This window comes from Citrobacter sp. wls716, from assembly GCF_005280975.1.
GTDB lineage: Bacteria > Pseudomonadota > Gammaproteobacteria > Enterobacterales > Enterobacteriaceae > Citrobacter > Citrobacter youngae.
The window spans coordinates 383,363-405,445 of the sequence record NZ_SZWX01000021.1; the positions used below are offsets into that span (position 1 = coordinate 383,363).

The 22,083-nt window shown below is 52.2% G+C and carries 23 protein-coding genes; 12 read left to right on the plus strand and 11 right to left on the minus strand.

Annotation, left to right across the window (positions count from 1 at the left end; genetic code table 11):
• Nucleotides 1-36 precede the first annotated feature (36 nt).
• Nucleotides 37-756: a fatty acid metabolism transcriptional regulator FadR gene (gene fadR, locus FDX24_RS04495; RefSeq protein WP_005122254.1), complete on the minus strand. Its 720-nt coding sequence runs from the start codon at nucleotides 754-756 to the stop codon at nucleotides 37-39.
• Nucleotides 757-993: 237 nt separating this feature from the next.
• On the opposite strand from fadR, the gene nhaB reads away from it, so the two are divergent.
• The 3 genes from nhaB to FDX24_RS04510 all read left to right on the plus strand — a co-directional run bounded on the left by nhaB (nucleotide 994) and on the right by FDX24_RS04510 (nucleotide 3,661).
• Nucleotides 994-2,538, plus strand: coding sequence for a Na(+)/H(+) antiporter NhaB (gene nhaB, locus FDX24_RS04500; protein WP_048211424.1), 1,545 nt, complete (start codon nucleotides 994-996; stop codon nucleotides 2,536-2,538).
• Between the two features lie 141 nt (nucleotides 2,539-2,679).
• Nucleotides 2,680-3,210 (plus strand): disulfide bond formation protein DsbB, encoded by a 531-nt coding sequence (dsbB, locus tag FDX24_RS04505; RefSeq protein WP_005122248.1) that lies wholly within the window; start codon nucleotides 2,680-2,682, stop codon nucleotides 3,208-3,210.
• Between the two features lie 109 nt (nucleotides 3,211-3,319).
• Nucleotides 3,320-3,661, plus strand: coding sequence for a DUF1971 domain-containing protein (locus tag FDX24_RS04510; RefSeq protein WP_016153372.1), 342 nt, complete (start codon nucleotides 3,320-3,322; stop codon nucleotides 3,659-3,661).
• Between the two features lie 29 nt (nucleotides 3,662-3,690).
• Here FDX24_RS04510 and FDX24_RS04515 read toward each other — a convergent pair whose 3' ends face one another.
• The 3 genes from FDX24_RS04515 to FDX24_RS04525 all read right to left on the minus strand — a co-directional run bounded on the left by FDX24_RS04515 (nucleotide 3,691) and on the right by FDX24_RS04525 (nucleotide 5,253).
• Nucleotides 3,691-4,137, minus strand: coding sequence for a YcgN family cysteine cluster protein (locus FDX24_RS04515; protein WP_003020944.1), 447 nt, complete (start codon nucleotides 4,135-4,137; stop codon nucleotides 3,691-3,693).
• A 93-nt stretch (nucleotides 4,138-4,230) separates the two neighbouring features.
• Nucleotides 4,231-4,890: a fumarylacetoacetate hydrolase family protein gene (locus tag FDX24_RS04520; protein WP_048211422.1), complete on the minus strand. Its 660-nt coding sequence runs from the start codon at nucleotides 4,888-4,890 to the stop codon at nucleotides 4,231-4,233.
• A gap of 69 nt (nucleotides 4,891-4,959) precedes the next feature.
• Complete coding sequence (locus FDX24_RS04525; protein WP_048211421.1) at nucleotides 4,960-5,253, minus strand: YcgL domain-containing protein; 294 nt, start codon at nucleotides 5,251-5,253, stop codon at nucleotides 4,960-4,962.
• A gap of 126 nt (nucleotides 5,254-5,379) precedes the next feature.
• Here FDX24_RS04525 and minC point away from each other — a divergent pair, with 126 nt between their 5' ends.
• Genes minC through minE form a run of 3 tightly spaced genes read left to right on the plus strand, consistent with a single transcriptional unit; the run spans nucleotide 5,380 to nucleotide 7,193 of the window.
• Nucleotides 5,380-6,087 (plus strand): septum site-determining protein MinC, encoded by a 708-nt coding sequence (gene minC, locus FDX24_RS04530; protein ID WP_048211420.1) that lies wholly within the window; start codon nucleotides 5,380-5,382, stop codon nucleotides 6,085-6,087.
• 23 nt (nucleotides 6,088-6,110) lie between these two features.
• Nucleotides 6,111-6,923, plus strand: a complete 813-nt coding sequence (gene minD / locus FDX24_RS04535; protein WP_003020956.1) for a septum site-determining protein MinD — start codon at nucleotides 6,111-6,113, stop codon at nucleotides 6,921-6,923.
• A gap of 3 nt (nucleotides 6,924-6,926) precedes the next feature.
• Entirely contained in the window at nucleotides 6,927-7,193 is a 267-nt protein-coding gene (gene minE / locus FDX24_RS04540) for a cell division topological specificity factor MinE (RefSeq protein WP_001185666.1), read from the plus strand.
• Between the two features lie 85 nt (nucleotides 7,194-7,278).
• Here the strand turns inward: minE and FDX24_RS04545 are convergent, their stop codons facing one another.
• Nucleotides 7,279-8,196 (minus strand): LysR family transcriptional regulator, encoded by a 918-nt coding sequence (locus FDX24_RS04545; protein ID WP_048211419.1) that lies wholly within the window; start codon nucleotides 8,194-8,196, stop codon nucleotides 7,279-7,281.
• 103 nt (nucleotides 8,197-8,299) lie between these two features.
• Here FDX24_RS04545 and FDX24_RS04550 point away from each other — a divergent pair, with 103 nt between their 5' ends.
• From FDX24_RS04550 to FDX24_RS04570, 5 genes are all read left to right on the plus strand, one after another.
• Nucleotides 8,300-9,382, plus strand: coding sequence for a tartrate dehydrogenase (locus tag FDX24_RS04550; protein ID WP_115643311.1), 1,083 nt, complete (start codon nucleotides 8,300-8,302; stop codon nucleotides 9,380-9,382).
• Nucleotides 9,383-9,639: 257 nt separating this feature from the next.
• Nucleotides 9,640-11,241 (plus strand): BCCT family transporter, encoded by a 1,602-nt coding sequence (locus FDX24_RS04555; RefSeq protein ID WP_137363883.1) that lies wholly within the window; start codon nucleotides 9,640-9,642, stop codon nucleotides 11,239-11,241.
• A gap of 44 nt (nucleotides 11,242-11,285) precedes the next feature.
• Nucleotides 11,286-12,410 carry a carnitine monooxygenase, oxygenase subunit YeaW gene (gene yeaW / locus FDX24_RS04560; protein ID WP_061068052.1) on the plus strand — a complete coding sequence of 375 codons (1,125 nt, stop codon included), beginning with the start codon at nucleotides 11,286-11,288 and terminating at the stop codon, nucleotides 12,408-12,410.
• Between the two features lie 18 nt (nucleotides 12,411-12,428).
• On the plus strand, nucleotides 12,429-13,877 hold the full coding sequence (locus FDX24_RS04565; RefSeq protein WP_116359921.1) for an NAD-dependent succinate-semialdehyde dehydrogenase: 1,449 nt from the start codon (nucleotides 12,429-12,431) through the stop codon (nucleotides 13,875-13,877).
• Between the two features lie 59 nt (nucleotides 13,878-13,936).
• Nucleotides 13,937-14,902: a PDR/VanB family oxidoreductase gene (locus tag FDX24_RS04570; protein WP_121584739.1), complete on the plus strand. Its 966-nt coding sequence runs from the start codon at nucleotides 13,937-13,939 to the stop codon at nucleotides 14,900-14,902.
• 48 nt (nucleotides 14,903-14,950) lie between these two features.
• On the opposite strand, the gene rnd is transcribed toward FDX24_RS04570, so the two are convergent.
• From rnd to FDX24_RS04595, 5 genes are all read right to left on the minus strand, one after another.
• Nucleotides 14,951-16,066 carry a ribonuclease D gene (gene rnd, locus FDX24_RS04575; protein ID WP_048211413.1) on the minus strand — a complete coding sequence of 372 codons (1,116 nt, stop codon included), beginning with the start codon at nucleotides 16,064-16,066 and terminating at the stop codon, nucleotides 14,951-14,953.
• Nucleotides 16,067-16,150: 84 nt separating this feature from the next.
• Nucleotides 16,151-17,836, minus strand: coding sequence for a long-chain-fatty-acid--CoA ligase FadD (gene fadD / locus FDX24_RS04580; RefSeq protein ID WP_005122193.1), 1,686 nt, complete (start codon nucleotides 17,834-17,836; stop codon nucleotides 16,151-16,153).
• Between the two features lie 204 nt (nucleotides 17,837-18,040).
• Nucleotides 18,041-18,625, minus strand: a complete 585-nt coding sequence (locus FDX24_RS04585; protein ID WP_048211412.1) for a Slp family lipoprotein — start codon at nucleotides 18,623-18,625, stop codon at nucleotides 18,041-18,043.
• A 94-nt stretch (nucleotides 18,626-18,719) separates the two neighbouring features.
• Nucleotides 18,720-19,415 (minus strand): tRNA (adenosine(37)-N6)-threonylcarbamoyltransferase complex dimerization subunit type 1 TsaB, encoded by a 696-nt coding sequence (gene tsaB / locus FDX24_RS04590; protein ID WP_048211411.1) that lies wholly within the window; start codon nucleotides 19,413-19,415, stop codon nucleotides 18,720-18,722.
• A gap of 58 nt (nucleotides 19,416-19,473) precedes the next feature.
• Nucleotides 19,474-21,384: an ATP-dependent DNA helicase gene (locus FDX24_RS04595; protein WP_115601890.1), complete on the minus strand. Its 1,911-nt coding sequence runs from the start codon at nucleotides 21,382-21,384 to the stop codon at nucleotides 19,474-19,476.
• A gap of 141 nt (nucleotides 21,385-21,525) precedes the next feature.
• Here FDX24_RS04595 and FDX24_RS04600 point away from each other — a divergent pair, with 141 nt between their 5' ends.
• Nucleotides 21,526-21,870, plus strand: a complete 345-nt coding sequence (locus tag FDX24_RS04600; RefSeq protein ID WP_005122186.1) for a RidA family protein — start codon at nucleotides 21,526-21,528, stop codon at nucleotides 21,868-21,870.
• 6 nt (nucleotides 21,871-21,876) lie between these two features.
• On the opposite strand, the gene FDX24_RS04605 is transcribed toward FDX24_RS04600, so the two are convergent.
• On the minus strand, nucleotides 21,877-22,056 hold the full coding sequence (locus FDX24_RS04605; protein ID WP_003020986.1) for a YoaH family protein: 180 nt from the start codon (nucleotides 22,054-22,056) through the stop codon (nucleotides 21,877-21,879).
• Nucleotides 22,057-22,083: the final 27 nt, after the last annotated feature.

Genomic DNA, 22,083 nt, shown 5'->3' on the forward strand with positions numbered 1-22,083 from the left:
TAAGACGCTTTGGCGTCACCATCCGGCATTGCGCGATTAGCGTCCCTGAATAGCTAAATCGCCCGGTAAATTCTTCTGCATACGGTGCCAAATCTCACCACTGTCGTGACCATAGCGGCGCACCGTTTCATAGACCAAATCATGAGCGCCCTGCTCACACAGCTCTGACAGCTTACGGTAGAAGTTCAACGCCAGGCCGCGCGCTTCCGGGTTGGCAAAGTAATGACGGCCAATACGCGTATAAAGTCCTTTCATACCGTTGAGGATCAAACCGTAAATCGGATTGCCCGATGCAAATGCCAGACCACGGAAAATGTTGTAGTCCAGATCGGCAAACGCGTCAGCATGGTCAGCAACCTGATTCGCCGTGGCCAAAACGTCCTGGGCTTTATCAGGATGTTGGCGGAATGCGGTGCGAATAAAGATCGTCGAGATGTTAGTACGCACAGACAGCAGATTATCAATCAACTGCGGAACACTTTCGTGATCGAGACGCGCCAGCGTTTCCAGGATATTCAGTCCGGAGGTTTCCCAAAAGTTATTCACTTTCGTCGGTTTGCCGTGTTGAATGGTCAACCAGCCGTCCCGCGCCAGACGCTGCAAAACTTCGCGTAACGTGGTACGTGTTACTCCAATGAGTTCGGAGAGTTCACGTTCAGCGGGCAAAATAGTGCCAGGTGGGAAGCGGTTATTCCAGATACTCTCAATGATGTACTCTTCCGCGAACCCAGCAGGGCTTTGCGCCTTAATGACCATAGTGATAATTCCATTACACAGCAAAACATAGTTACACACATCATACCAGACGGGTTTCTTAGCTGATAGCTGACGCAACGAAGAAAAAGTGGATCAAGGCTTCATTTTCCAGATAACGCTGATACGCAGTCGGTACGATAAGCCACGTGAAGAGCTTGCCTGCGTTCACTCGTGCCGCTAAGCTTTGCGGTCAAACATAAAAACATGATTTCATTTTTACAGGTAAGGGAAACTGCCATGGAGCTATCATGGGGCCGCGCTATGTGGCGCAACTTTTTAGGCCAGTCGCCGGACTGGTATAAACTTGCACTGCTCGTCTTCTTAATCATTAACCCGCTTATTTTTTTCATCAATCCCTTTATCGCGGGTTGGTTGCTGGTGGCCGAATTCATTTTTACGCTGGCAATGGCGCTTAAGTGTTATCCACTGTTGCCGGGCGGGCTGTTAGCCATCGAAGCTGTCGTCATCGGCATGACCAGCGCCACTCATGTTCGTGAAGAAGTTGCCGCCAACCTTGAAGTGCTCTTGCTGCTGATGTTTATGGTGGCGGGCATCTACTTTATGAAGCAACTGCTGCTGTTTATTTTTACCCGACTGCTGCTCAGTATTCGCTCCAAGATGCTGCTGTCGCTGGCCTTTTGTGTTGCCGCTGCCTTCCTTTCGGCGTTCCTCGACGCATTGACCGTGGTCGCGGTCGTGATCAGCGTGGCGGTCGGTTTTTACGGTATCTACCATCGCGTCGCCTCTTCCCGCCCGGGAGATAACAATTTGCTGGATGACAGCCATATCGACCAGCACAATAAAGTCGTACTGGAGCAGTTCCGCGGTTTTCTGCGCAGCCTGATGATGCACGCGGGAGTCGGCACAGCCTTAGGCGGTGTGATGACCATGGTTGGCGAACCGCAGAACCTGATTATCGCCAAAGCAGCTGGCTGGCATTTTGGTGATTTTTTCCTGCGCATGTCGCCGGTCACCGTCCCGGTGTTGATTTGCGGTCTGCTCACCTGCCTGCTGGTTGAAAAGTTACGTTGGTTTGGCTACGGTGAAACATTGCCGGAAGCTGTCCGTGGCGTTCTGCAACAGTTTGACGATGAAAGCCGGCAACAACGTACCCGCCAGGATAAAATCAAGCTGATTATTCAGGCAGTCATCGGCGTATGGCTGGTCGTCGCCCTCGCGCTGCATCTGGCAGAAGTTGGATTAATTGGCCTGTCGGTGATTATTCTGGCGACTTCGTTAACTGGCGTTACTGACGAACACGCTATTGGTAAAGCCTTCACCGAGTCGCTGCCGTTCACCGCCCTGCTGACCGTGTTCTTCTCTATCGTTGCGGTGATTATCGATCAACAGCTCTTCTCGCCGATTATTCATTTTGTTTTGCAGTCTTCTGAGCATGCACAGCTGACCCTGTTCTATCTTTTCAACGGCCTGCTGTCGTCAATTTCAGACAACGTCTTTGTTGGCACAATTTACATCAACGAAGCGAAAGCGGCGCTGGAGCACGGGACGATTAGCCTGAATCAATATGAACTGTTAGCGGTGGCGATCAATACCGGGACCAACCTGCCTTCCGTGGCCACGCCAAACGGCCAGGCAGCATTCCTGTTCCTGCTGACCTCCGCGCTGGCACCGTTGATTCGCCTTTCTTATGGTCGCATGGTGTGGATGGCTCTGCCGTATACTCTCGTCCTGACGCTCGTCGGTCTGCTTTGCGTAGAGTTCACGCTGGTTCCAGTGACCGAGTGGATGACGCAAACAGGCTGGTTAGCTACACTTTCATAACAATAAACCGGGTAAATCACTGCCCGGTTTGACTTTTTGCATGATAATTATCCGATTACACAATATTTCAATTGCCGCTAGTGGCGCATAAATTGAATTGGTTTAAACTGCGGTCTCTACGCATGTTGCAGGGAAATTATTATGTTGCGATTTTTAAACCAGTGCTCCCGTGGGCGTGGAGCGTGGTTATTGCTGGCGCTAACCGCCCTGGCGTTGGAACTTGTTGCCTTGTGGTTCCAGCATGTCATGCTGCTAAAACCCTGCGTGTTGTGTATTTACGAACGTAGCGCATTATTTGGCGTGATGGGTGCTGGTCTGGTGGGCGCAATTGCCCCAAAAACGCCACTGCGTTATGTGGCAATGCTTATCTGGATTTACAGCGCCTGGCGCGGGCTTCAGTTAGCGTATGAACACACGATGATTCAGCTTCACCCATCACCGTTCATGACCTGTGATTTTGCCGCGCGCTTCCCGAGTTGGTTACCGCTGGATAAATGGCTGCCGCAGGTATTTATGGCATCCGGTGACTGCGCTGAGCGTCAGTGGTCATTTTTAACCCTGGAGATGCCGCAGTGGCTGTTGGGGATTTTTGCCGCGTATCTGGTCGTTGCAGTGTTGGTGCTAATTGCTCAGCCCTTTAAACCGAAAAAACGTGACCTCTTCGGTCGCTAACAGAACGCTCCTTCGGGAGCGTTTTTTTTGCCATAATGTCATTGCTTGCTGGCATCTATAAGATGTATATTAAATACATCTTATAGATGCCATACAAAGGAGATGTCTTATGTCCCATTTACGCATCCCGGCAAACTGGAAAGTTAAACGCTCTACTCCCTTCTTTACGAAAGACAATGTCCCGGCCGCTCTGCTTTCTCACCACAACACAGCAGCCGGCGTTTTTGGACAACTCTGCGTGATGGAAGGCACTGTAACGTATTACGGCTTTGCCAATGAAGACGCAAAAGAACCTGAAGTTAAAGTGGTCATTAATGCCGGACAGTTCGCGACCAGCCCACCGCAGTACTGGCATCGTGTTGAATTAAGCGACGATGCGCAGTTCAACATTAATTTCTGGGTTGAAGATGACAACCATAGTGATGAGATGTATCAGGCGAAAAAGTCTTAATCCTTAACGCCTGTTAATCGATGGGCGGCTTAGTCCGCCCATGAAGGTTTGTTCAGAATATGGTCCTGCCAGTCACGCACTTCTGATTCTTTCACCGCGATATGGCGTACTGAAATACGCTCACCGTGCATTGCCGCCTTTGACCCCGTCAGCAGCGGATGCCACTCCGGCAGCCCTTTACCTTCCGCGAGCAGACGATAGGCGCAGGTCATCGGCAACCATTCAAAAGTCGGCAAATTATCGCGCGTCAGCTTGATGCAGTCAGGCTCGTACTCGAATCGACGTTCGTAATTACGGCACTGACAGGTTTTGATATTGAGTTGCTTACACGCGACGTTGGTAAAGTAGATTTCGTCGGTGTCTTCATCCATCAGCTTATGCAGGCAGCATTGGCCGCACCCATCACATAATGACTCCCACTCGGCATCGGTCATTTCATCAAGGGTTTTACTTTGCCAGAAAGGTATGTCGCTCATCAGGGTATCCGCTATTTCACTAAAGCTGCACCTTATAACCAGTCTGGCACGTTGATGCAAGTTTTGCCGCCCGAAATAGGCGGCAAGCAGAGGTTACAGCACCCGGGTGGTTAGCGTCTGACCATGGAAACTGATAGCCAGCTCATCACCGCTGTGTAACGGCCCAACGCCAGCTGGCGTCCCAGTCAATACCACATCACCGGCTTTAAGCGTGAAAAATCGGCTCATGTAAGCAATCAATGGGACAATATGATGGATCATATCCGCCGTAGTGCCCTGCTGGCGGACTTCGCCATTCACCGTTAATCCGAGCTGAGTATCCTGCGGATCACCGTTAAATTCCGCTACCGGAATAAACCCCGACAGCGGGCAAGAGTTGTCAAAACCCTTCGCTTTTTCCCACGGCTGGCCCGCTTTTTTCATTTTGCCCTGAATATCACGCAGGGTCAGGTCCAGCGCCACACCATAGCCAGCGATGGCTTTGCGCACATGCTCTTCTGTCGCCTGGCGCAGGGTTGCACCGATCAGCACGGCCAGTTCAACTTCGTGATGGACGGAACCCATATCCGCCGGAATGACCAGCGGTTGGCGCAAATCACACAGCGCAGTTTCAGGCTTAATAAACAACACTGGCTCTTCCGGCGTTGCTCCCCCCATCTCTTTAATGTGGTTTGCATAATTGCTACCGACGCAAACCACTTTGCTCACCGGATAATCCAGCAGAGCACCATGCCAGTTGTGATGTTGATACATTACTTTCCCCTAACGTAGTCATAGATTTCAGGTACTGCATCGATGAGACATGCTACTGCCGGATGCAGTTTAACGTTTAGCGTCTGATGTATTTTCTTTTACCGCAGATAAATGCTGTTTGAGTAAATCTTCAGGCGGCGGTGGTATTTGTAAATAATATCCCTGCTCGGTTAGTGCCTGTTTTACTTTTTCAAGATCGGCATTAACCAGTTTTTTACGACCATCAAGCGGTAAAATCATTGCCAGCTTTGGCTGGCCAAACCCTTTCATCAGTTCTTCAGGAACACGCGAGAAATCGTCTTTTTTTTCGACATATAAATAGGTCTGGTCACGTTTGCTGCTTCGGTAGATCACACAAAACATATCTTTTACTCTGAATTCACGGAATGGTGGCTTGCCTCAATATAATACTGACTATAACATGCCTTATAGTCTTCGGAATATCACCCCGCACCGGGGATGATAAATAGCAAATTGAGTAAGGCCAGGATGTCAAACACGCCAATCGAGCTTAAAGGCAGTAGCTTCACCTTATCAGTGGTTCACTTACATGAAGCAGAACCCGAGGTTATTCGTCAGGCGTTGGAAGACAAAATCGCGCAGGCACCTGCTTTTTTAAAACATGCTCCCGTCGTAGTTAACGTGAGTGGTCTTGAAAGTCCGGTAAACTGGTCAGCGCTGCAGAAAGTTGTCGCGTCTACCGGATTGCGCATTATCGGCGTTAGCGGATGCAAAGATGCCAGACTCAAAGCTGAAATCGACGAAATGGGTCTTCCTTTACTGACAGAAGGTAAAGAAAAAGCCATTCGTTCCGCACCTGTTGAAACTCCGGCACCTGCCGTACCGCCACAAAACGTTACTCCCATCACAAAAACACGATTAATAAATGTACCGGTTCGTTCCGGTCAGCGTATTTATGCTCCACAATGTGATCTGATTGTTACAAGTCACGTCAGTGCGGGCGCAGAGCTTATCGCCGATGGCAATATTCACGTTTATGGCATGATGAGAGGCCGTGCGCTGGCGGGCGCAAGCGGCGATCGGGAAGCGCAAATTTTCTGTACCCACCTGACGGCAGAACTGGTGTCTATCGCAGGTGTTTATTGGCTGAGTGATAAAATCCCAGCAGAATTTTATGGCAAAGCGGCACGTCTGCAATTGGCAGAGAACGCTTTGACAGTTCAACCGTTGAATTGATCCCTTTTTAACAAGGAATTTCTATGGCACGCATTATTGTTGTTACTTCGGGTAAAGGGGGCGTTGGCAAAACCACCTCCAGCGCGGCCATCGCTACAGGTTTGGCCCAGAAGGGAAAGAAAACTGTCGTTATTGATTTTGATATCGGCCTGCGTAACCTTGATTTGATTATGGGTTGTGAACGCCGCGTCGTTTATGACTTCGTCAACGTTATTCAGGGCGATGCGTCGTTAAATCAGGCGTTGATCAAAGATAAACGTACCGAAAATCTCTTTATTCTTCCGGCCTCACAGACTCGTGATAAAGACGCACTGACCCGTGAAGGCGTCGCGAAAGTTCTGGACGACCTGAAAACGATGGAATTTGACTTCATCGTCTGCGACTCCCCGGCAGGTATTGAGACCGGCGCGCTGATGGCCCTGTATTTTGCCGACGAAGCCATTATTACCACCAACCCGGAAGTGTCTTCTGTACGTGACTCTGACCGTATTCTGGGTATTCTGGCGTCGAAATCTCGTCGCGCTGAAAATGGCGAAGATCCGATTAAAGAGCATCTGCTGCTTACGCGCTATAACCCTGGCCGCGTAAATAAAGGTGACATGCTCAGCATGGAAGACGTACTGGAAATTCTGCGAATCAAGCTGGTTGGTGTGATTCCTGAAGATCAGTCAGTCCTGCGCGCGTCTAACCAGGGTGAGCCGGTTATTCTCGACATCAATGCTGATGCCGGTAAAGCCTATGCTGATACCGTAGACCGTCTGTTGGGAGAAGAACGTCCTTTCCGCTTCATTGAAGAAGAGAAGAAAGGTTTCCTCAAACGCCTGTTCGGAGGATAAGTTATGGCATTACTGGATTTTTTTCTCTCGCGGAAAAAGAGCACAGCGAACATCGCTAAAGAGCGACTGCAGATTATTGTTGCGGAACGTCGTCGTAGTGACGCAGAGCCACATTATTTACCGCAACTGAGGAAAGATATTCTCGAGGTTATCTGCAAGTATGTACAAATTGATCCTGAAATGGTCACCGTACAGCTTGAACAAAAAGACGGCGATATTTCTATCCTCGAACTTAACGTGACTTTGCCTGAAGCAGAAGAGTCTAAATAGCATCTTTTGTAAATGAGTCATGGTTGAAAAAAGGCAGATTATTCTGCCTTTTTTATTTTTGATCGTAGTCCAGGCTGCGCCCCATTTATTCCAAACTGAACTTCGGGTAGTTCTCAGCAAAATAGCGACGTAAATACTCCACGGTAATACGGATTTTTGCCGATGTCGCCAGACGTGACACATAAACAGCCCAAATATTTGCTGGTTGATAATAGTCAGGCAATATATGAACCAGATGCCCACTGGCGATGTTATCGCAGACATCCCACCATGAACGTAGCGCAATCCCCTGACCATCGACACACCATTGGTGAACAACTTCGCCATGATTGGAGGAGAGCGGCCCCGTCACCTTGATCGAGTGCACGCCCTCTTTATTACGCATTTGCCAGATGCCAAATGGATGATCGCGCTCTTTAATCACCAGGCAGGGCAACGTGGACAGATCGTTCAGTTGCTTCGGTGTACCGTGCTGCGCCACAAACTCAGGCGATGCACACAATACTCGATAATTGGTCGCCAGCTTACGTGCGATCAAATTAGGTGCAATATCATCCCCGATGCGGATATCAAGATCGACACCTTCATTAACCAGATCGACTAACCGATCCTCAACGTCAAACCGCAACTCCAGCTGCGGATACTCTTTTGCCAGCGCTGACAACGCTGGAGCCACTACACGACGACCAAAACCAAAGCTGCTGATAATACGTAACATCCCCTGCGGGATCTGCCGGACATCAGACAGCTCATCCATCATCTGATCCACATCCTGCAGGATCCGCTGAGCCCATTCGTAGATCCGCTCCCCCTCTTCCGTGATGGTTACGCGTCGCGTAGTCCGGTGCAGCAGCACTACATTCAGCGTCTGCTCCAGCAGGGCAACTCGCTTACTGATAAAAGCCGGTGAAACGCCTAGCTCCTCGGCAACGGCGGCAAAACCCGCACGGCGGGCAACCAGCATAAAGACGCGTAAATCATTTAACAACGGCAGATTATTCATGATCTGTGTTTTATGTTTCACCAGTTGGAGGGATTAACTATTAATCAGTCAATTATAGGATAAGGGGAAAGTCAATTTTGATGGCGTACAAGTGAGAGCTGCTATGAAGAAAACCTGTCGTATTGCCGCTATCCCCGGAGATGGCATTGGTAAAGAAGTCCTGCCTGAAGGCATTCATGTGTTACAAGCGGCCGCTGAGCACTGGGGGTTGTCGCTCAGCTTTGAGCAAATGGAATGGGCCAGCTGCGAGTACTATATGCATCACGGCAAGATGATGCCCGATGACTGGCATGAACAGTTGAAATCCTTCGATGCTATCTACTTTGGTGCGGTCGGCTGGCCGGACACTGTCCCGGATCACATCTCACTATGGGGCTCGTTGCTCAAGTTTCGTCGGGAGTTCGATCAATACGTCAACCTGCGTCCGGTACGCCTGTTTCCTGGTGTTCCTTGCCCACTGGCGGGTAAGAAACCTGGCGACATTGATTTCTACGTTGTGCGTGAAAACACCGAAGGCGAGTATTCATCACTGGGTGGGCGCGTAAGCGAGGGTACCGAACATGAAGTGGTCATTCAGGAGTCGGTCTTCACCCGTCGCGGCGTGGATCGTATATTGCGTTACGCTTTCGAGCTGGCGCAAAACCGCCCACGTAAAACCCTGACCTCGGCGACCAAATCCAATGGCCTGGCTATCAGCATGCCTTACTGGGATGAGCGCGTTGAAGCTATGGCGGCTCACTATCCCGAGATCCGTTGGGATAAACAGCATATCGACATTCTGTGCGCCCGCTTTGTGATGCAGCCAGAGCGTTTTGACGTAGTGGTCGCCTCTAACCTGTTTGGCGACATCCTGTCCGATTTGGGACCTGCCTGCACTGGCACGATTGGCATTGCACCTTCGGCAAACTTAAATCCGGAACGAACCTTCCCATCGTTGTTCGAACCGGTCCACGGTTCGGCCCCGGATATCTACGGCAAGAATATTGCTAACCCAATTGCCACCATCTGGGCTGGTGCGATGATGCTGGATTTCCTTGGCAACGGCGATGCGAATTATCAGGCGGCCCACGATGGCATTCTGGCTGCGATTGAACAGGTTATTGCCAGCGGCCCGAAAACGCCGGATATGAAAGGCAATGCCACCACTCAACAGGTAGCTGACGCTATCTGCCGGGCACTGCGTTAGAGGTCAAACCACGAAATATGAGCCGCGTCACTGACGCGGTTTTTTTATGTGTTCTGTACGTCAAATAACCTGCGTGAATTCACCTTTTATTATTTCCGTTCCGTGTTTTATTGCTTCACGCATCAGGCAATTGTTTAATTCATGTAAAGAACAAATAATAAAATTGTTAAATACGAAGCGACAAAATCTTACCCTACAGCATGATAACAACGACAGGCTAATGCCAAACGCGGGCGACTATGCCCAGGAGATCATCCATGTTGAGCAACGTAAAGAAAAAAGATGTGCCACTGATAGCCATCAGCCTGGTGGCTATTCTTTTTATCGCCGCCACACTCAGTTTCTTCCCTCAGCAGTCTGCACAAGTTGCAAATACCATTTTTAACGGCGTAACCCGAATGCTGGGTTCCGCCGTGCAGATCCTGGTCCTCATGGCCATGGGGCTGGTTGTCTGGCTGGCCACCAGCAAATACGGCAATATTCGCCTCGGTGAAGGTAAAGCGGAATACAGTACCCTTTCCTGGCTGTTTATGTTTATTTGCGCTGGATTAGGCTCCTCCACGCTCTACTGGGGGGTTGCTGAATGGGCCTATTACTACCAAACGCCGGGGCTAAACATCGCCCCACAATCACAAAAGGCCCTGGAATTCAGTCTGCCTTACTCCTTTTTCCATTGGGGGATCAGCGCATGGGCGACCTACACGCTGGCCTCGTTAACCATGGCCTACCATTTCCATGTGCGTAAAAATAAAGGCTTGAGCCTGTCCGGGATAATTGCTGCTATCACCGGCGTTCATCCACAGGGCGTATGGGGAAGACTGGTCGATTTGATGTTCCTGATCGCCACCGTCGGCGCGTTAACCATCTCCCTGGTCGTTACCGCTGCAACCTTCACTCGTGGTTTATCAGCACTCACCGGTTTACCGGATAACTTCACGGTGCAAGCCTTTGTGATCCTGTTCTCTGGCGGCATTTTCTGCCTGAGCTCCTGGATTGGCATCAACAATGGTCTGCAACGTCTGAGCAAAATGGTCGGCTGGGGGGCATTTTTACTGCCGTTGGTGGTACTGATTGTCGGCCCAACCGAGTTCATCACCAATAACATCATCAACGCTATTGGCCTGACGACACAAAACTTTTTGCAGATGAGTCTGTTTACCGATCCACTCGGTAACGGTGAGTTTACCCGCAACTGGACGGTGTTCTACTGGCTGTGGTGGATCTCCTACACCCCGGGCGTCGCTATGTTTGTCACGCGCGTATCCCGCGGTCGCAAAATTAAAGAGGTTATCTGGGCATTAATCCTCGGTAGCACCGTTGGCTGCTGGTTCTTCTTCGGGGTGATGGAGAGCTACTCTATCCATCAGTTTGTCAATGGCGTGATTGATATCCCGCAGATCATGTCAACGCAGGGCGGAGAAACGGCTGTGCAGCAGGTACTGATGTCACTGCCTGCCGGGAAGCTGTTCCTGGTCGCGTATCTGGCCATCATGATTATTTTCCTTGCCTCGCATATGGATGCTGTGGCCTACACCATGGCAGCCACCAGCACACGTAATCTACAGGAAGGGGATGATCCTGAACGTGGCTTACGTTTGTTCTGGTGTGTGGTCATCACATTAATTCCATTATCAATTTTATTCACCGGTGCGTCTCTGGAAACAATGAAGACCACGGTGGTACTGACCGCCCTTCCCTTCCTCGCCATCCTGTTGGTAAAGGTCGGCGGTTTTCTTCGCTGGGTACGGCAGGATTATGCCCATGTTCCTGCTCACCAAATTGAAAGTCATCTTCCCGAAGCACCGGGCGACGCGCCTGTCACGCCACCGGCTGGGACACTACTCAAAGGCGGCAATTAAGCGCCAGTCAAAAATCTTCTTACTCACAAATTAAAGGTAATCCAATGAGCAATCTGAGCCCTGAGTTTATTCTGCCGCAAAATTTTTGTGCCAATCCGCAGGACGCCTGGACTATCCCGGCACGGTTCTATACCGACCAGCAGGCTTTTGAACACGAACAAGAGAACGTGTTTGCCAAAAGCTGGATTTGTGTTGCCCACAGCAGCGAACTGGCAAAGCCAAATGACTATGTCACGCGTGAAGTGATTGGTGAGAACATCGTGCTGGTGCGTGGCCGCGATAATGTACTGCGCGCATTCTACAACGTCTGCCCGCATCGTGGTCATCAACTGCTGAGCGGCGAAGGGAAAGCCAAGAACGTGATTACCTGCCCCTACCACGCGTGGGCATTCAAACTTGATGGCAATCTGGCTCATGCCCGTAACTGTGAAAACGTCGCCAACTTTGACAGTGAGAAGGCTCATCTGACACCAGTGCGACTCGAAGAATATGCCGGTTTTGTATTCATCAATATGGACCCGAACGCCGGTAGCGTTGAAGATCAGCTTCCGGGACTGGCAGCCAAAGTCGTCGAGGCCTGCCCTGACGTGCACGATCTGAAACTCGCCGCGCGTTTCACTACCCGCACGCCGGCCAACTGGAAAAATATCGTTGATAACTATCTGGAGTGCTACCACTGCGGTCCGGCCCACCCTGGTTTTTCCGACTCAGTACAGGTTGACCGTTACTGGCATACCATGCACGGCAACTGGACGCTGCAATACGGTTTTGCCAAACCCTCTGAACAGTCGTTTAAGTTCGAAGAAGGTGTTGATGCTGCGTTCCACGGCTTCTGGTTGTGGCCGTGCACCATGCTTAACGTCACGCCAATCAAAGGCATGATGACCGTTATTTATGAATTCCCGGTGGATGCAGAAACCACACTGCAAAACTACGACATCTATTTCACTAATGAAGAGCTGACCGAAGAGCAAAAAGCGCTGATCGAATGGTATCGCAATGTCTTCCGCCCTGAGGATTTACGCCTGGTTGAGAGCGTACAAAAAGGTCTGAAATCACGTGGCTATCGTGGACAGGGACGCATTATGGCGGATACCAGCGGTAGCGGAATCTCCGAACATGGCATTGCCCATTTCCATAACCTGGTCGCTCAGGTGTTTCAGGATTAATCAGTGAAGGAGTTAGTCATGACCGTTTTTCAGACTTCACTTTTTCGCCAGCAGGCGTTTATCGCCGGACTGTGGTGTGATGCCGATGACAGTAACACGTTGTCGGTCAGCAACCCGGCAACAGGGGCCGTTCTGGGACAAATTCCCAACATGGGAACGTCAGAGGCGCAACGCGCCATTGATGCCGCCTCTCAGGCGCTTCCTGCCTGGCGGGCAATGACCGCAGCCCAACGTTCCACGTTGCTTAAAGCCTGGCATCATTTAATTCTCGACAACAAAACGGCGCTGGCGCAAATCATGACCGCCGAGCAGGGCAAACCGCTGGCTGAGGCGGAAGGAGAGATTGTCTATGCCGCGTCGTTTATTGAGTGGTTTGCCGAGCAGGCTAAACGTACTAATGGCGAGATTATCCCCTCGCCTGCGGCGGATAAACGGTTGATGGTTATCCGTCAGGGTATCGGTGTCTGCGCGGCAATAACACCATGGAACTTCCCTGCGGCAATGATCACCCGCAAAGCCGGTCCCGCGCTGGCTGCAGGTTGTACGATGGTAGTAAAACCGGCCAACGAAACACCGTTTACCGCTCTGGCGCTGGCAGAACTTGCACGTCAGGCCGGTATTCCGGCGGGTGTTATCAATGTCGTGACCGGAAAGTCCCGCGAAATTGGAGCATTGTTCACCGCAGACGATCGCGTACGCAAACTGTCGTTTACCGGCTCTACCGAGGTAGGGCGCGTACTGATGCGCCAGTGTTCCGATTCTATCAAAAAGGTCTCACTGGAGCTGGGCGGCAACGCGCCGTTTATCGTATTTGAGGACGCGGATCTCGACAAAGCCGTTGAAGGTGCGCTGGTGGCTAAATTCCGCAATGCCGGACAGACCTGTGTTTGCGTGAACCGTTTTTACATTCATCAGGCTGTTTATGACGCGTTTTGCGAGAAATTCGTGGCCCGGGTCGCCGCTCTGAAAGTCGGCAACGGTGAGCAACCCGGCGTACAAACCGGTCCGCTGATCAATACCGCCGCCGTCGACAAAGTGCAGTCGCTTCTTGATGACGCGCTGACGCGGGGCGCCACGCTGTTAACCGGGGGTCAACGCCATGCTCTGGGAGGGAACTATTTTACGCCCACCGTCATCGGCAACGTGCAGCCGGGCACGCAGTTGCTCCAGGAAGAGATATTCGGACCGGTCGCCGCGCTGGTGAAGTTTGAAGATGAACAGGATGCGATCCGCCAGGCAAATGACACCATTTATGGACTGGCATCCTACTTCTACAGCAATGATGCCGCACGCATCTGGCGTGTTTCAGAGCAACTGGAGTATGGCATGGTCGGTATTAATACCGGACTGATCTCGAATGAAGTCGCCCCTTTCGGTGGTGTGAAGCAATCAGGGCTGGGGCGAGAAGGTTCTGAACACGGTATCGAAGATTACCTGGAGATGAAATATCTCTGCCAGGGGCTGTAACGACAGATTCCGGCGCGCCGGGTAACCCGCGCCGGACAGAATTTTTAGGGAGTGCCGCAATGTCTGAATATCAAATGCGAGAAGTTCAGGTCAGTCAGATTGAAACGATTACCGCGCATGTAAAGCGCTTCACCTTAACGGCTGCCTCAGGCGATCCGTTGCCTGCGTTCCAGGGCGGCAGCCATATCATCGTGCAGATGCGCGATGGCGAAAATCTCTATAGCAACGCGTACTCGCTGATGAGCTCGCCGTTGGATACCCGCACCTGGCAAATCGCTGTGCGCCTGGAGGAGAATTCCAAAGGCGGCTCACGATACCTGCATCAGCAGGTCAAACCCGGCGATACGCTGACGATTTCCACGCCCAATAATCTTTTCGCCCTCGAACCGCAGGCGCAAAAGCATTTGTTAATCGCTGGCGGCATCGGTATTACGCCCTTCCTGTCGCAGATCCCGGAACTCGAAAGCGCCCAGGCACAGTGGCAGCTACATTACTGTTCACCCAGCCCTGAAAACTGCGCGTTTCATGATGAACTGAAACAGCACCGCCAGGCCGATCGCATTCATCTGCACCTTTCGAGTGAAGGCACACGCCTCGACCTGGCACGTCTGCTTGCCGATGTAGAACCCGGCACCCATATTTATACCTGCGGCCCGGCCGTGCTTAACGATGCCGTAAGAAGCGAGGCCGCCCGCCACGGTCTGGATAACAATACGCTGCATTTCGAGCAATTTGCGGTAGAAGATAAAAGCGGTGATGCTTTCACCCTCGTGCTGGCACGTTCCGGACGTGAGTTTGTCGTTCCGCAAGAGATGACGATTCTGCAGGTTATCGAAAATAACAAAGCTGCCAGAGTCGAGTGCCTGTGCCGTGAAGGCGTGTGCGGTACCTGTGAGACGACGATTCTTGAAGGGGAAGCGGATCACCGCGATCAATACTTTAGCGACGACGAAAAAGCCAGCCAGCAGAGCATGCTTATTTGCTGTTCACGTGCCAAAGGCAAACGCCTGGTGCTTGATTTGTAGAATTTAACCGACCGGATAAGCGATGGACTCCCCGGTCGGCCTGCTCGCTTACTGTGGATAGTCCAGCAGCAGCGTCTTGAGGCGGTCGGCCATCAGTTCACCACGCCAACCGGAAATCAGCTCCGGCAGGGACGCCTGCGGCTTTAATTTCCAGTGCCAGTTGAGCAGTTGGTTGATTTGACGACGCGAAGCAAGGAGTTCCACGCTAAGATTCTGCTCCGCACTCACATCGGCCACCAGGGCTTTAATGGCTTTGAATGCCTTGCGATAACCCGGCATATCCATCAGATTCAGCAACGGTTGCGGCAGCGACTCTTCCGGTAAGGCCTGTGCCTTTTCTACCAGGGAGATCAGCGTCTTGCCGTGGAAGCGAATTTCGCTCCCGGAAAGTCCCAGACTATCCAGCTCGCCCAGACTGCCCGGCATATAACGGGCCACCGCCCACAGATGCTCTTCACGCACCACGAAGTTTACCGCCAGATCGCGCTCACGCGCTTTGCGCAACCGCCAGTCGGCAAGCAGTTGCAGACAGGCGAGCTGACGGGTACGCAACTGCCAGGCATTGGTAATTTCTCGCCACGCATCTTCGGGTGCCAGAATTTCCTGACGACGCTGTTGCATCAAACGACATTCGTCCAGCGCAGCGGGCAGCCAGCCGGATGCATCGGTTTCTGCCATCAGTTTTGTGGTGATCGGTAATAAATACCAGACATCTGCCGCCGCATACTCGCACTGCCGCTCAGTCAGCGGTCTGGCCAGCCAGTCGGTACGTGATTCACTTTTATCCAGCACCACCCCGGTGAACTCTTCCACCATCGCAGCAAAGCCCCACGACAGTGGGCGCCCACAAAAGGCGGCCAGAATCTGTGTATCGATCAGTGGTTGCGGGAGCTCACCAAACGTGTTGAGAAACACTTCGAGGTCTTCACTTCCGGCATGCAGGAATTTGGTGATCGCAGTGTTACGCAGGATATCGCGCAGCGGCGACCAGTCGGTGATCCCCTGCGGGTCAATCAGAGCAACGTGTTTGCCATCAAACAGCTGGATCAGTCCCAACTGCGGGTAGTAGGTACGCGTGCGAACAAATTCGGTATCCAGGGCTATCGCCGGAAATTCACGAACGGCTTCGCACAGCGTGGCCAACGCGTCGTCCGTGGTGATCATTTGATAATTCAAATCGTGCTCTCTTAGGTTTTCGCCAAAAAAAACGCCGGATTATCCGGCGCTTTCTGCTGGCTGTCTTAACGCTCAGCCTTTATTGTCCACTTTGCCGCGCGCTTCGTCACGTAATTCTCGTCGCAAAATTTTACCGACGTTAGATTTCGGCAACTCATCACGGAATTCCACCAGCTTCGGTACTTTATAGCCCGTCAGGTGACGACGGCAGAAAGTAACCAGCGCTTCATCGGTTAACGAGGCGTCTTTCTTCACCACAAAAATTTTCACCGCTTCACCGCTGCTGCCTGATGGAACGCCAACGGCAGCCACTTCCTGCACACCTGGATGTTGCATCACCACGTCTTCAATTTCGTTCGGATAGACGTTAAAGCCGGAGACCAGGATCATATCTTTCTTACGATCAACAATACGCAGGAAGCCTTCATCATCCATCACCGCAATATCGCCGGTGTGCAGCCAGCCGTCTTTGACGATTTCGTCTGTGGCGTCTGGTCGCTGCCAGTACCCCAGCATCACCTGCGGACCTTTCACGCACAGTTCGCCCGGTTCTCCCGGTGGCACTTCGTTGTCGTCATCATCCACCAGTTTGACCTCGGTAGACGGAACCGGTAACCCGATACTGCCGCTATGGTAGTCGATATCGTGAGGGTTGACGCTCACCAGCGGAGCGCACTCCGTCAGGCCATAGCCTTCCAGCAGATACTGCCCCGTCAGCTTCACCCAACGTTCCGCTACCGCCTGTTGAACCGGCATCCCGCCGCCTGCAGAAAGGTGCAGTGACGAGAAGTCCAGTTGCTGGAACTCTTTGTTATTCAGCAGCGCGTTAAACAGCGTGTTGACGCCGGTCATCGCGGTGAACGGATATTTCGCCAGCTCTTTTACCAGTCCGGGAATATCGCGCGGGTTGGTAATCAGCAGATTTTGACCGCCCAGCTCAATAAACAGCAGGCAGTTCATCGTCAGCGCAAAAATGTGATACAGCGGTAGAGCTGTTACCACCAACTCTTTGCCCGGATGCAGCAACGGACCATAGGTGGCATTAACCTGCTCCAGGTTAGCCAGCATGTTACGGTGCGTGAGCATTGCGCCTTTCGCCACACCGGTGGTACCACCGGTATACTGCAGGAAAGCCAAATCTTCTGACACGACTTCCGGCTTCACATACTGCATGCGGTAGCCGTTTTGCAGCGCACTGCGAAACGAGATGGCATCCGGCAGGTGATATTTCGGCACCAGACGCTTGATATATTTCACGACGAAGTTAACCAGCGTCCCTTTGGCGGTGGACAACTGATCGCCCATACGCGTCAGGATCACGTGTTGAACTGAGGTCTTATCGACCACTTTCTCCAGCGTGTGAGCAAAGTTAGAGACGATGACGATCGCCGATGCACCGCTATCGTTGAGCTGATGTTCCAGCTCGCGAGGCGTGTACAGCGGGTTCACGTTCACAACTATCATGCCAGCACGTAAAATCCCAAACAGTGCAACGGGATATTGCAACAGGTTGGGCATCATCAGTGCCACGCGATCGCCCTTTTTCAGTCCAAGTCCTTGTTGCAAATAAGCCGCGAATGCCCGACTGCGCTCTTCGAGTTTGCGGAAGGTCATCACCTCCCCCATGTTCATAAACGCGGGTTGATCGGCATACCGTCTTACTGAGTGTTCAAAGAGTTCCACCAGGGATTGATAACGGTCAGGATTGATCTCCGCGGGAACACCAGCGGGATAACGGTTAAGCCAAACCTTTTTCAATACATCACCTCTAAAATGCGTATTCGTCGTCATCACAACCCCAGACAATAAACAAACTGTTAACATAATATTAACTCAGCGTACCAGTTTGTTTATTACACAACGACAAGGTTGCGAAGCACGTCACTATTTATTTTTCTTATATCCACGTTAATGCAGAAACAGCGGACGAGCCGCTGTTTCTTTTATCATTAAAACAAAGAGTTACTCTGTTACTATCGTCTGAACCTGCGCGGGACCGGGATTGTACCATCCCCATCCGCCGTAGCCACCGTAAGGCCAGCCACGCGCACCGTAGAACCAGGGGTCAATCGGCTGCGGAGGCATCACAATTTGCTGAGTAATATGCCAGCGTTTATAACCGGTTACCTGCATCAGCATGAACTTATACGGTGTACTACCAATTTTTCCGTCCACAGTTCCGCTAATGGGTCCGACGACGGTGACCAGTTGACCACGAAAATCTACCGGGTCGAGGAAACCGTTAACATCGGCATAAATTCGCCCGCGTGACGCTTCGCCCAGAATCGGTCGTGCCCCGCTATCGAGCGGCATAGTGGCGATCTCCAGTCGGGATTTCCCCTGCTGGTTTTGAATATCCACCACCTTACCGCCAAAACGTGCTTCTTGTCCGACGTACAACTGCGGCGCATTCATCACCCGCACCAGATCCTGCTGCGGTGTCGGGCTCGAACCTTTAATCGCATCCGGGATGGTGACACAGCCACTTAGCGATAACGCCAATACGCCTGCCAGTACACCTTTCAATAACTGCTTTTGCACCACCATATTGCGACTCCCTTTTCTTAGCCTCTGCCCGGACATGTTCGCGATGCTGTGTATTGACATCAGTGCGAATTTACCAGGGATGTACTACTAAGATTCATTCTTTACCGGGAAGTTTCTTCCACGCCACGGTGTTACGTAAATAAACCGGTTCAGCATGTTCAACCGCCACGGTCTTACCGGCAGCCAGCATTTGCGTGGCGACAGGCAGCATATCTTCTGCCGCAGGAAGCAATACGTCGCCATCGTTCAGCATCAGACCACTATCTTTGCCGAGTTCAGGCCAGGCTGGCCAGCCCGTGCCAACGGTTACCCAGTCGCCAGAAAGCTGCAGCAGGCGATCGTGTACCTGCTCCGGCGTTAACACCGCTTCTGTCTCTTCGCCGTGCCAGATGCCATCTTCATCACGCTGGTATTCAGCCCAGTAGACTTCGCCCATTCGCGCGTCAATCGCCGCCAGTACGCGAGTCGCGCCCGACTTACGCCAGGCGCCCTGCGCCATGGTCGCCAGGGTGGAGACGCCGATCATCGGTAAATTCGCGCCTAACGCCAGCCCCTGGGCAATGCCAATCCCAATACGTACGCCGGTAAAACTACCGGGACCGCGCCCAAATGCCAGGGCGTCAATGTCGGTTAACGTGAGATCGCCAGCGGCCAGGATTTCCTCGACCATCGGTAAAATTCGTTGGGTATGTTCTCGTGGGCAAAGCTCGAAGTGAGCCTTGATAGTACCGTCATTCCACAGGGCAACAGAGCACGCCTCTGTGGCGGTATCGATAGCCAGAATTCGCATGGGTATTTGTGATCAGATCAATAAATTTGGCGCGCATCTTACCACACTCCGTAACAAATTACTCAGCCGATGGTATAGCAAGAAAGCGAACAGCACGCGCAATATCACGCGTGCGTGGCGCAGGCGGAAGGCTTGCCAGGAAGGTCGCGCCATAAGGCCGCATCACCAGACGGTTATCACAAATCACCAGCACACCGCGGTCGTCAGCATCACGGATCAGTCGCCCTACCCCCTGTTTCAGCGTGATAACCGCATCCGGCAACTGGACGTCTTCAAACGGATCGCCGCCGCGCAGGCGGCAGTCCTCCATTCGCGCTTTTAACAGCGGGTCATCCGGCGAGGTAAACGGCAGTTTGTCGATAATGACCAGCGACAGCGTATCACCGCGCACGTCCACGCCTTCCCAGAAGCTGCTGGTGGCAACCAGTAGCGCATTACCTGCGCTGACAAACTGCTGTAACAGTTGCCCTTTACTGGTTTCGCCCTGCAACAGAACGGGAAGCGTCATGGTGGCGCGGAATTGTTCCGCCAGATCGCGCATCATCGCGTGCGAAGTGCACAGCATAAAGCAGCGACCGTTGTTCGCTTCGATAATGGGACGCAGCATGGAAGCCAACTGCCGCGCAGCCCCCGGCTGGTTGGTTTGCGGGAGATTACGCGGCACGCACAGCAGCGCCTGACGGGTGTAATCAAATGGACTCGGCAGTAGCATCGACTCGGCATCGTCAATACCCAGCCGCGCGGTGAAATGATGGAGGTCATCGTTTACCGACAGCGTCGCGGAGGTAAAAATCCAGCAGCCCGGCTTTTGTTCCATCACTTCTTTGAATTTATCCGCCACAGTGAGCGGCGTCAGCGCGAGCGTAAAATGGCGGGAGGTGCATTCATACCAGTAGCTGAAGCCTGGCTGGTTGATCTCTTTCAGACGCTTCAGGCGCGCACGGTAAAGCGTGGCACGTTCAAACGCAGCATCCAGCAAGGCAGAACGGCCGAGAGACAGCTTCGCCACGTCATAACAGAGCTCAAGTGTGTCATCGAGCAGCAAAAACGCGCGCTGCACACGTTGGTCAGCCAACAACTCTCGTAGGTTTCCACGATAGCCGGGCTCGCCGAGCTGTAGGCGAAAGTCCTGCGCGCTTTGCGCCAGCCGGTCCGCGCATTTTTGCAACTGCTGGGTGTCTTTCAGCTCGGTGCGATAGGCAATGGTGATGTCTTTTGCCAGATCCAGCAGTTGGCGACTGGAAAGCGATTGACCAAAGTACTGGCTGGCGATATCCGGTAGCTGATGGGCTTCATCGAAGATCATCACGTCTGCCTCGGGGATTAATTCACCAAATCCACTCTCTTTCACCACCATATCAGCGAGAAACAGATGATGGTTCACCACGACGACATCCGCTTCCATCGCCTTCTTGCGCGCTTTAACGACAAAGCACTCTTTATACAGCGGGCAGTCGCTGCCAAGGCAATTATCGTTTGTGCTGGTTACCAGCGGCCAGGCCTGAGAGTCTTCCGCCACGCTGACGCAGGTGCTGATGTCGCCATCAAGCGTTTGATTTGACCATGAGCGCAGCAGTATGACATCGCTTAACGTTTGTACCGGTAGATCACCACCCGCCAGCGCCTGCTGTTCGAGGCGTTCCAGACACAGGTAGTTGGAGCGCCCTTTTAGCAACGCCAGCTTACCGGTGAATTTCAGTGCTTTGGCAACGGTGGGAAGATCGCGACTGTAGAGCTGATCCTGCAACGCTTTCGATCCCGTCGACACAATCACTTTCTTTCCAGCGCGAAGCGCTGGGGCGAGGTAAGCGTACGTTTTACCTGTGCCAGTGCCGGCTTCTACAACAAGCGGTTGTGATTTTTCAATGGCATGACTGACAGCAATCGCCATCTGTCGCTGTGGTTCACGCGGTTTAAAACCCGGTATCGCTTTAGCCAATTGACCGTCTGCTGCAAAATCGTCCGTCACACTGCCCCCTGTTCATTTGAACAGGGATTATGTCAGGCCAGCGGGTCTTTCGCCAGTTGAAGAGGTGACGCGGGCGCAACATTATGGCAGTCTTGGCGCAATCTGAAGCCCATGAAGAAAAATGTAAATAAGGAATGATTTATGACGATTGTGCGCATTGATGCTGAAGCTCGTTGGTCTGACGTGGTTATCCACAACAACACGCTGTATTACACCGGCGTGCCGGAAAATCTGGATGCAGACGCTTTTGAGCAAACGGCAAATACGCTGGCGCAAATTGATGCGGTGCTGGAAAAACAGGGTAGCGACAAGTCACGAATCCTTGATGCCACCCTTTTTCTGGCGGACAAAAGTGATTTTGCCGCCATGAACAAAGCCTGGGATGCGTGGGTCGTTGCCGGTCACGCGCCAGTACGTTGTACCGTTCAGGCCGGATTGATGAACCCGAAATACAAAGTCGAGATCAAGATTATCGCTGCGGTTTAAGCGGCGCTACTCGTCTTCATCTTCAAAACGCGCCACGATCCGTTCACCGGTATGGCTGGCGCGTAGCTCTTCAGCAACCAGAGCAATCGCCTGTCCGCTGCTCATCCCCTGCGACATCAGTTCCTGAATCCGCTCTACTGCTTTTTGCTGCTGCTCATGACTGAGTGAAGGTAAACCTGCAAACATTGTTAACTCCTGCTAAATTGTCTGCGC

Coding starts and splice junctions, on each gene's coding strand:
- fadR (WP_005122254.1), bottom strand. CDS start 756: ATGGTCATTAAGGCGCAAAGCCCTGCTGGGTTCGCGGAAGAGTACATC.
- nhaB (WP_048211424.1), top strand. CDS start 994: ATGGAGCTATCATGGGGCCGCGCTATGTGGCGCAACTTTTTAGGCCAG.
- dsbB (WP_005122248.1), top strand. CDS start 2,680: ATGTTGCGATTTTTAAACCAGTGCTCCCGTGGGCGTGGAGCGTGGTTA.
- FDX24_RS04510 (WP_016153372.1), top strand. CDS start 3,320: ATGTCCCATTTACGCATCCCGGCAAACTGGAAAGTTAAACGCTCTACT.
- FDX24_RS04515 (WP_003020944.1), bottom strand. CDS start 4,137: ATGAGCGACATACCTTTCTGGCAAAGTAAAACCCTTGATGAAATGACC.
- FDX24_RS04520 (WP_048211422.1), bottom strand. CDS start 4,890: ATGTATCAACATCACAACTGGCATGGTGCTCTGCTGGATTATCCGGTG.
- FDX24_RS04525 (WP_048211421.1), bottom strand. CDS start 5,253: ATGTTTTGTGTGATCTACCGAAGCAGCAAACGTGACCAGACCTATTTA.
- minC (WP_048211420.1), top strand. CDS start 5,380: ATGTCAAACACGCCAATCGAGCTTAAAGGCAGTAGCTTCACCTTATCA.
- minD (WP_003020956.1), top strand. CDS start 6,111: ATGGCACGCATTATTGTTGTTACTTCGGGTAAAGGGGGCGTTGGCAAA.
- minE (WP_001185666.1), top strand. CDS start 6,927: ATGGCATTACTGGATTTTTTTCTCTCGCGGAAAAAGAGCACAGCGAAC.
- FDX24_RS04545 (WP_048211419.1), bottom strand. CDS start 8,196: ATGAATAATCTGCCGTTGTTAAATGATTTACGCGTCTTTATGCTGGTT.
- FDX24_RS04550 (WP_115643311.1), top strand. CDS start 8,300: ATGAAGAAAACCTGTCGTATTGCCGCTATCCCCGGAGATGGCATTGGT.
- FDX24_RS04555 (WP_137363883.1), top strand. CDS start 9,640: ATGTTGAGCAACGTAAAGAAAAAAGATGTGCCACTGATAGCCATCAGC.
- yeaW (WP_061068052.1), top strand. CDS start 11,286: ATGAGCAATCTGAGCCCTGAGTTTATTCTGCCGCAAAATTTTTGTGCC.
- FDX24_RS04565 (WP_116359921.1), top strand. CDS start 12,429: ATGACCGTTTTTCAGACTTCACTTTTTCGCCAGCAGGCGTTTATCGCC.
- FDX24_RS04570 (WP_121584739.1), top strand. CDS start 13,937: ATGTCTGAATATCAAATGCGAGAAGTTCAGGTCAGTCAGATTGAAACG.
- rnd (WP_048211413.1), bottom strand. CDS start 16,066: ATGATCACCACGGACGACGCGTTGGCCACGCTGTGCGAAGCCGTTCGT.
- FDX24_RS04585 (WP_048211412.1), bottom strand. CDS start 18,625: ATGGTGGTGCAAAAGCAGTTATTGAAAGGTGTACTGGCAGGCGTATTG.
- tsaB (WP_048211411.1), bottom strand. CDS start 19,415: ATGCGAATTCTGGCTATCGATACCGCCACAGAGGCGTGCTCTGTTGCC.
- FDX24_RS04600 (WP_005122186.1), top strand. CDS start 21,526: ATGACGATTGTGCGCATTGATGCTGAAGCTCGTTGGTCTGACGTGGTT.
- FDX24_RS04605 (WP_003020986.1), bottom strand. CDS start 22,056: ATGTTTGCAGGTTTACCTTCACTCAGTCATGAGCAGCAGCAAAAAGCA.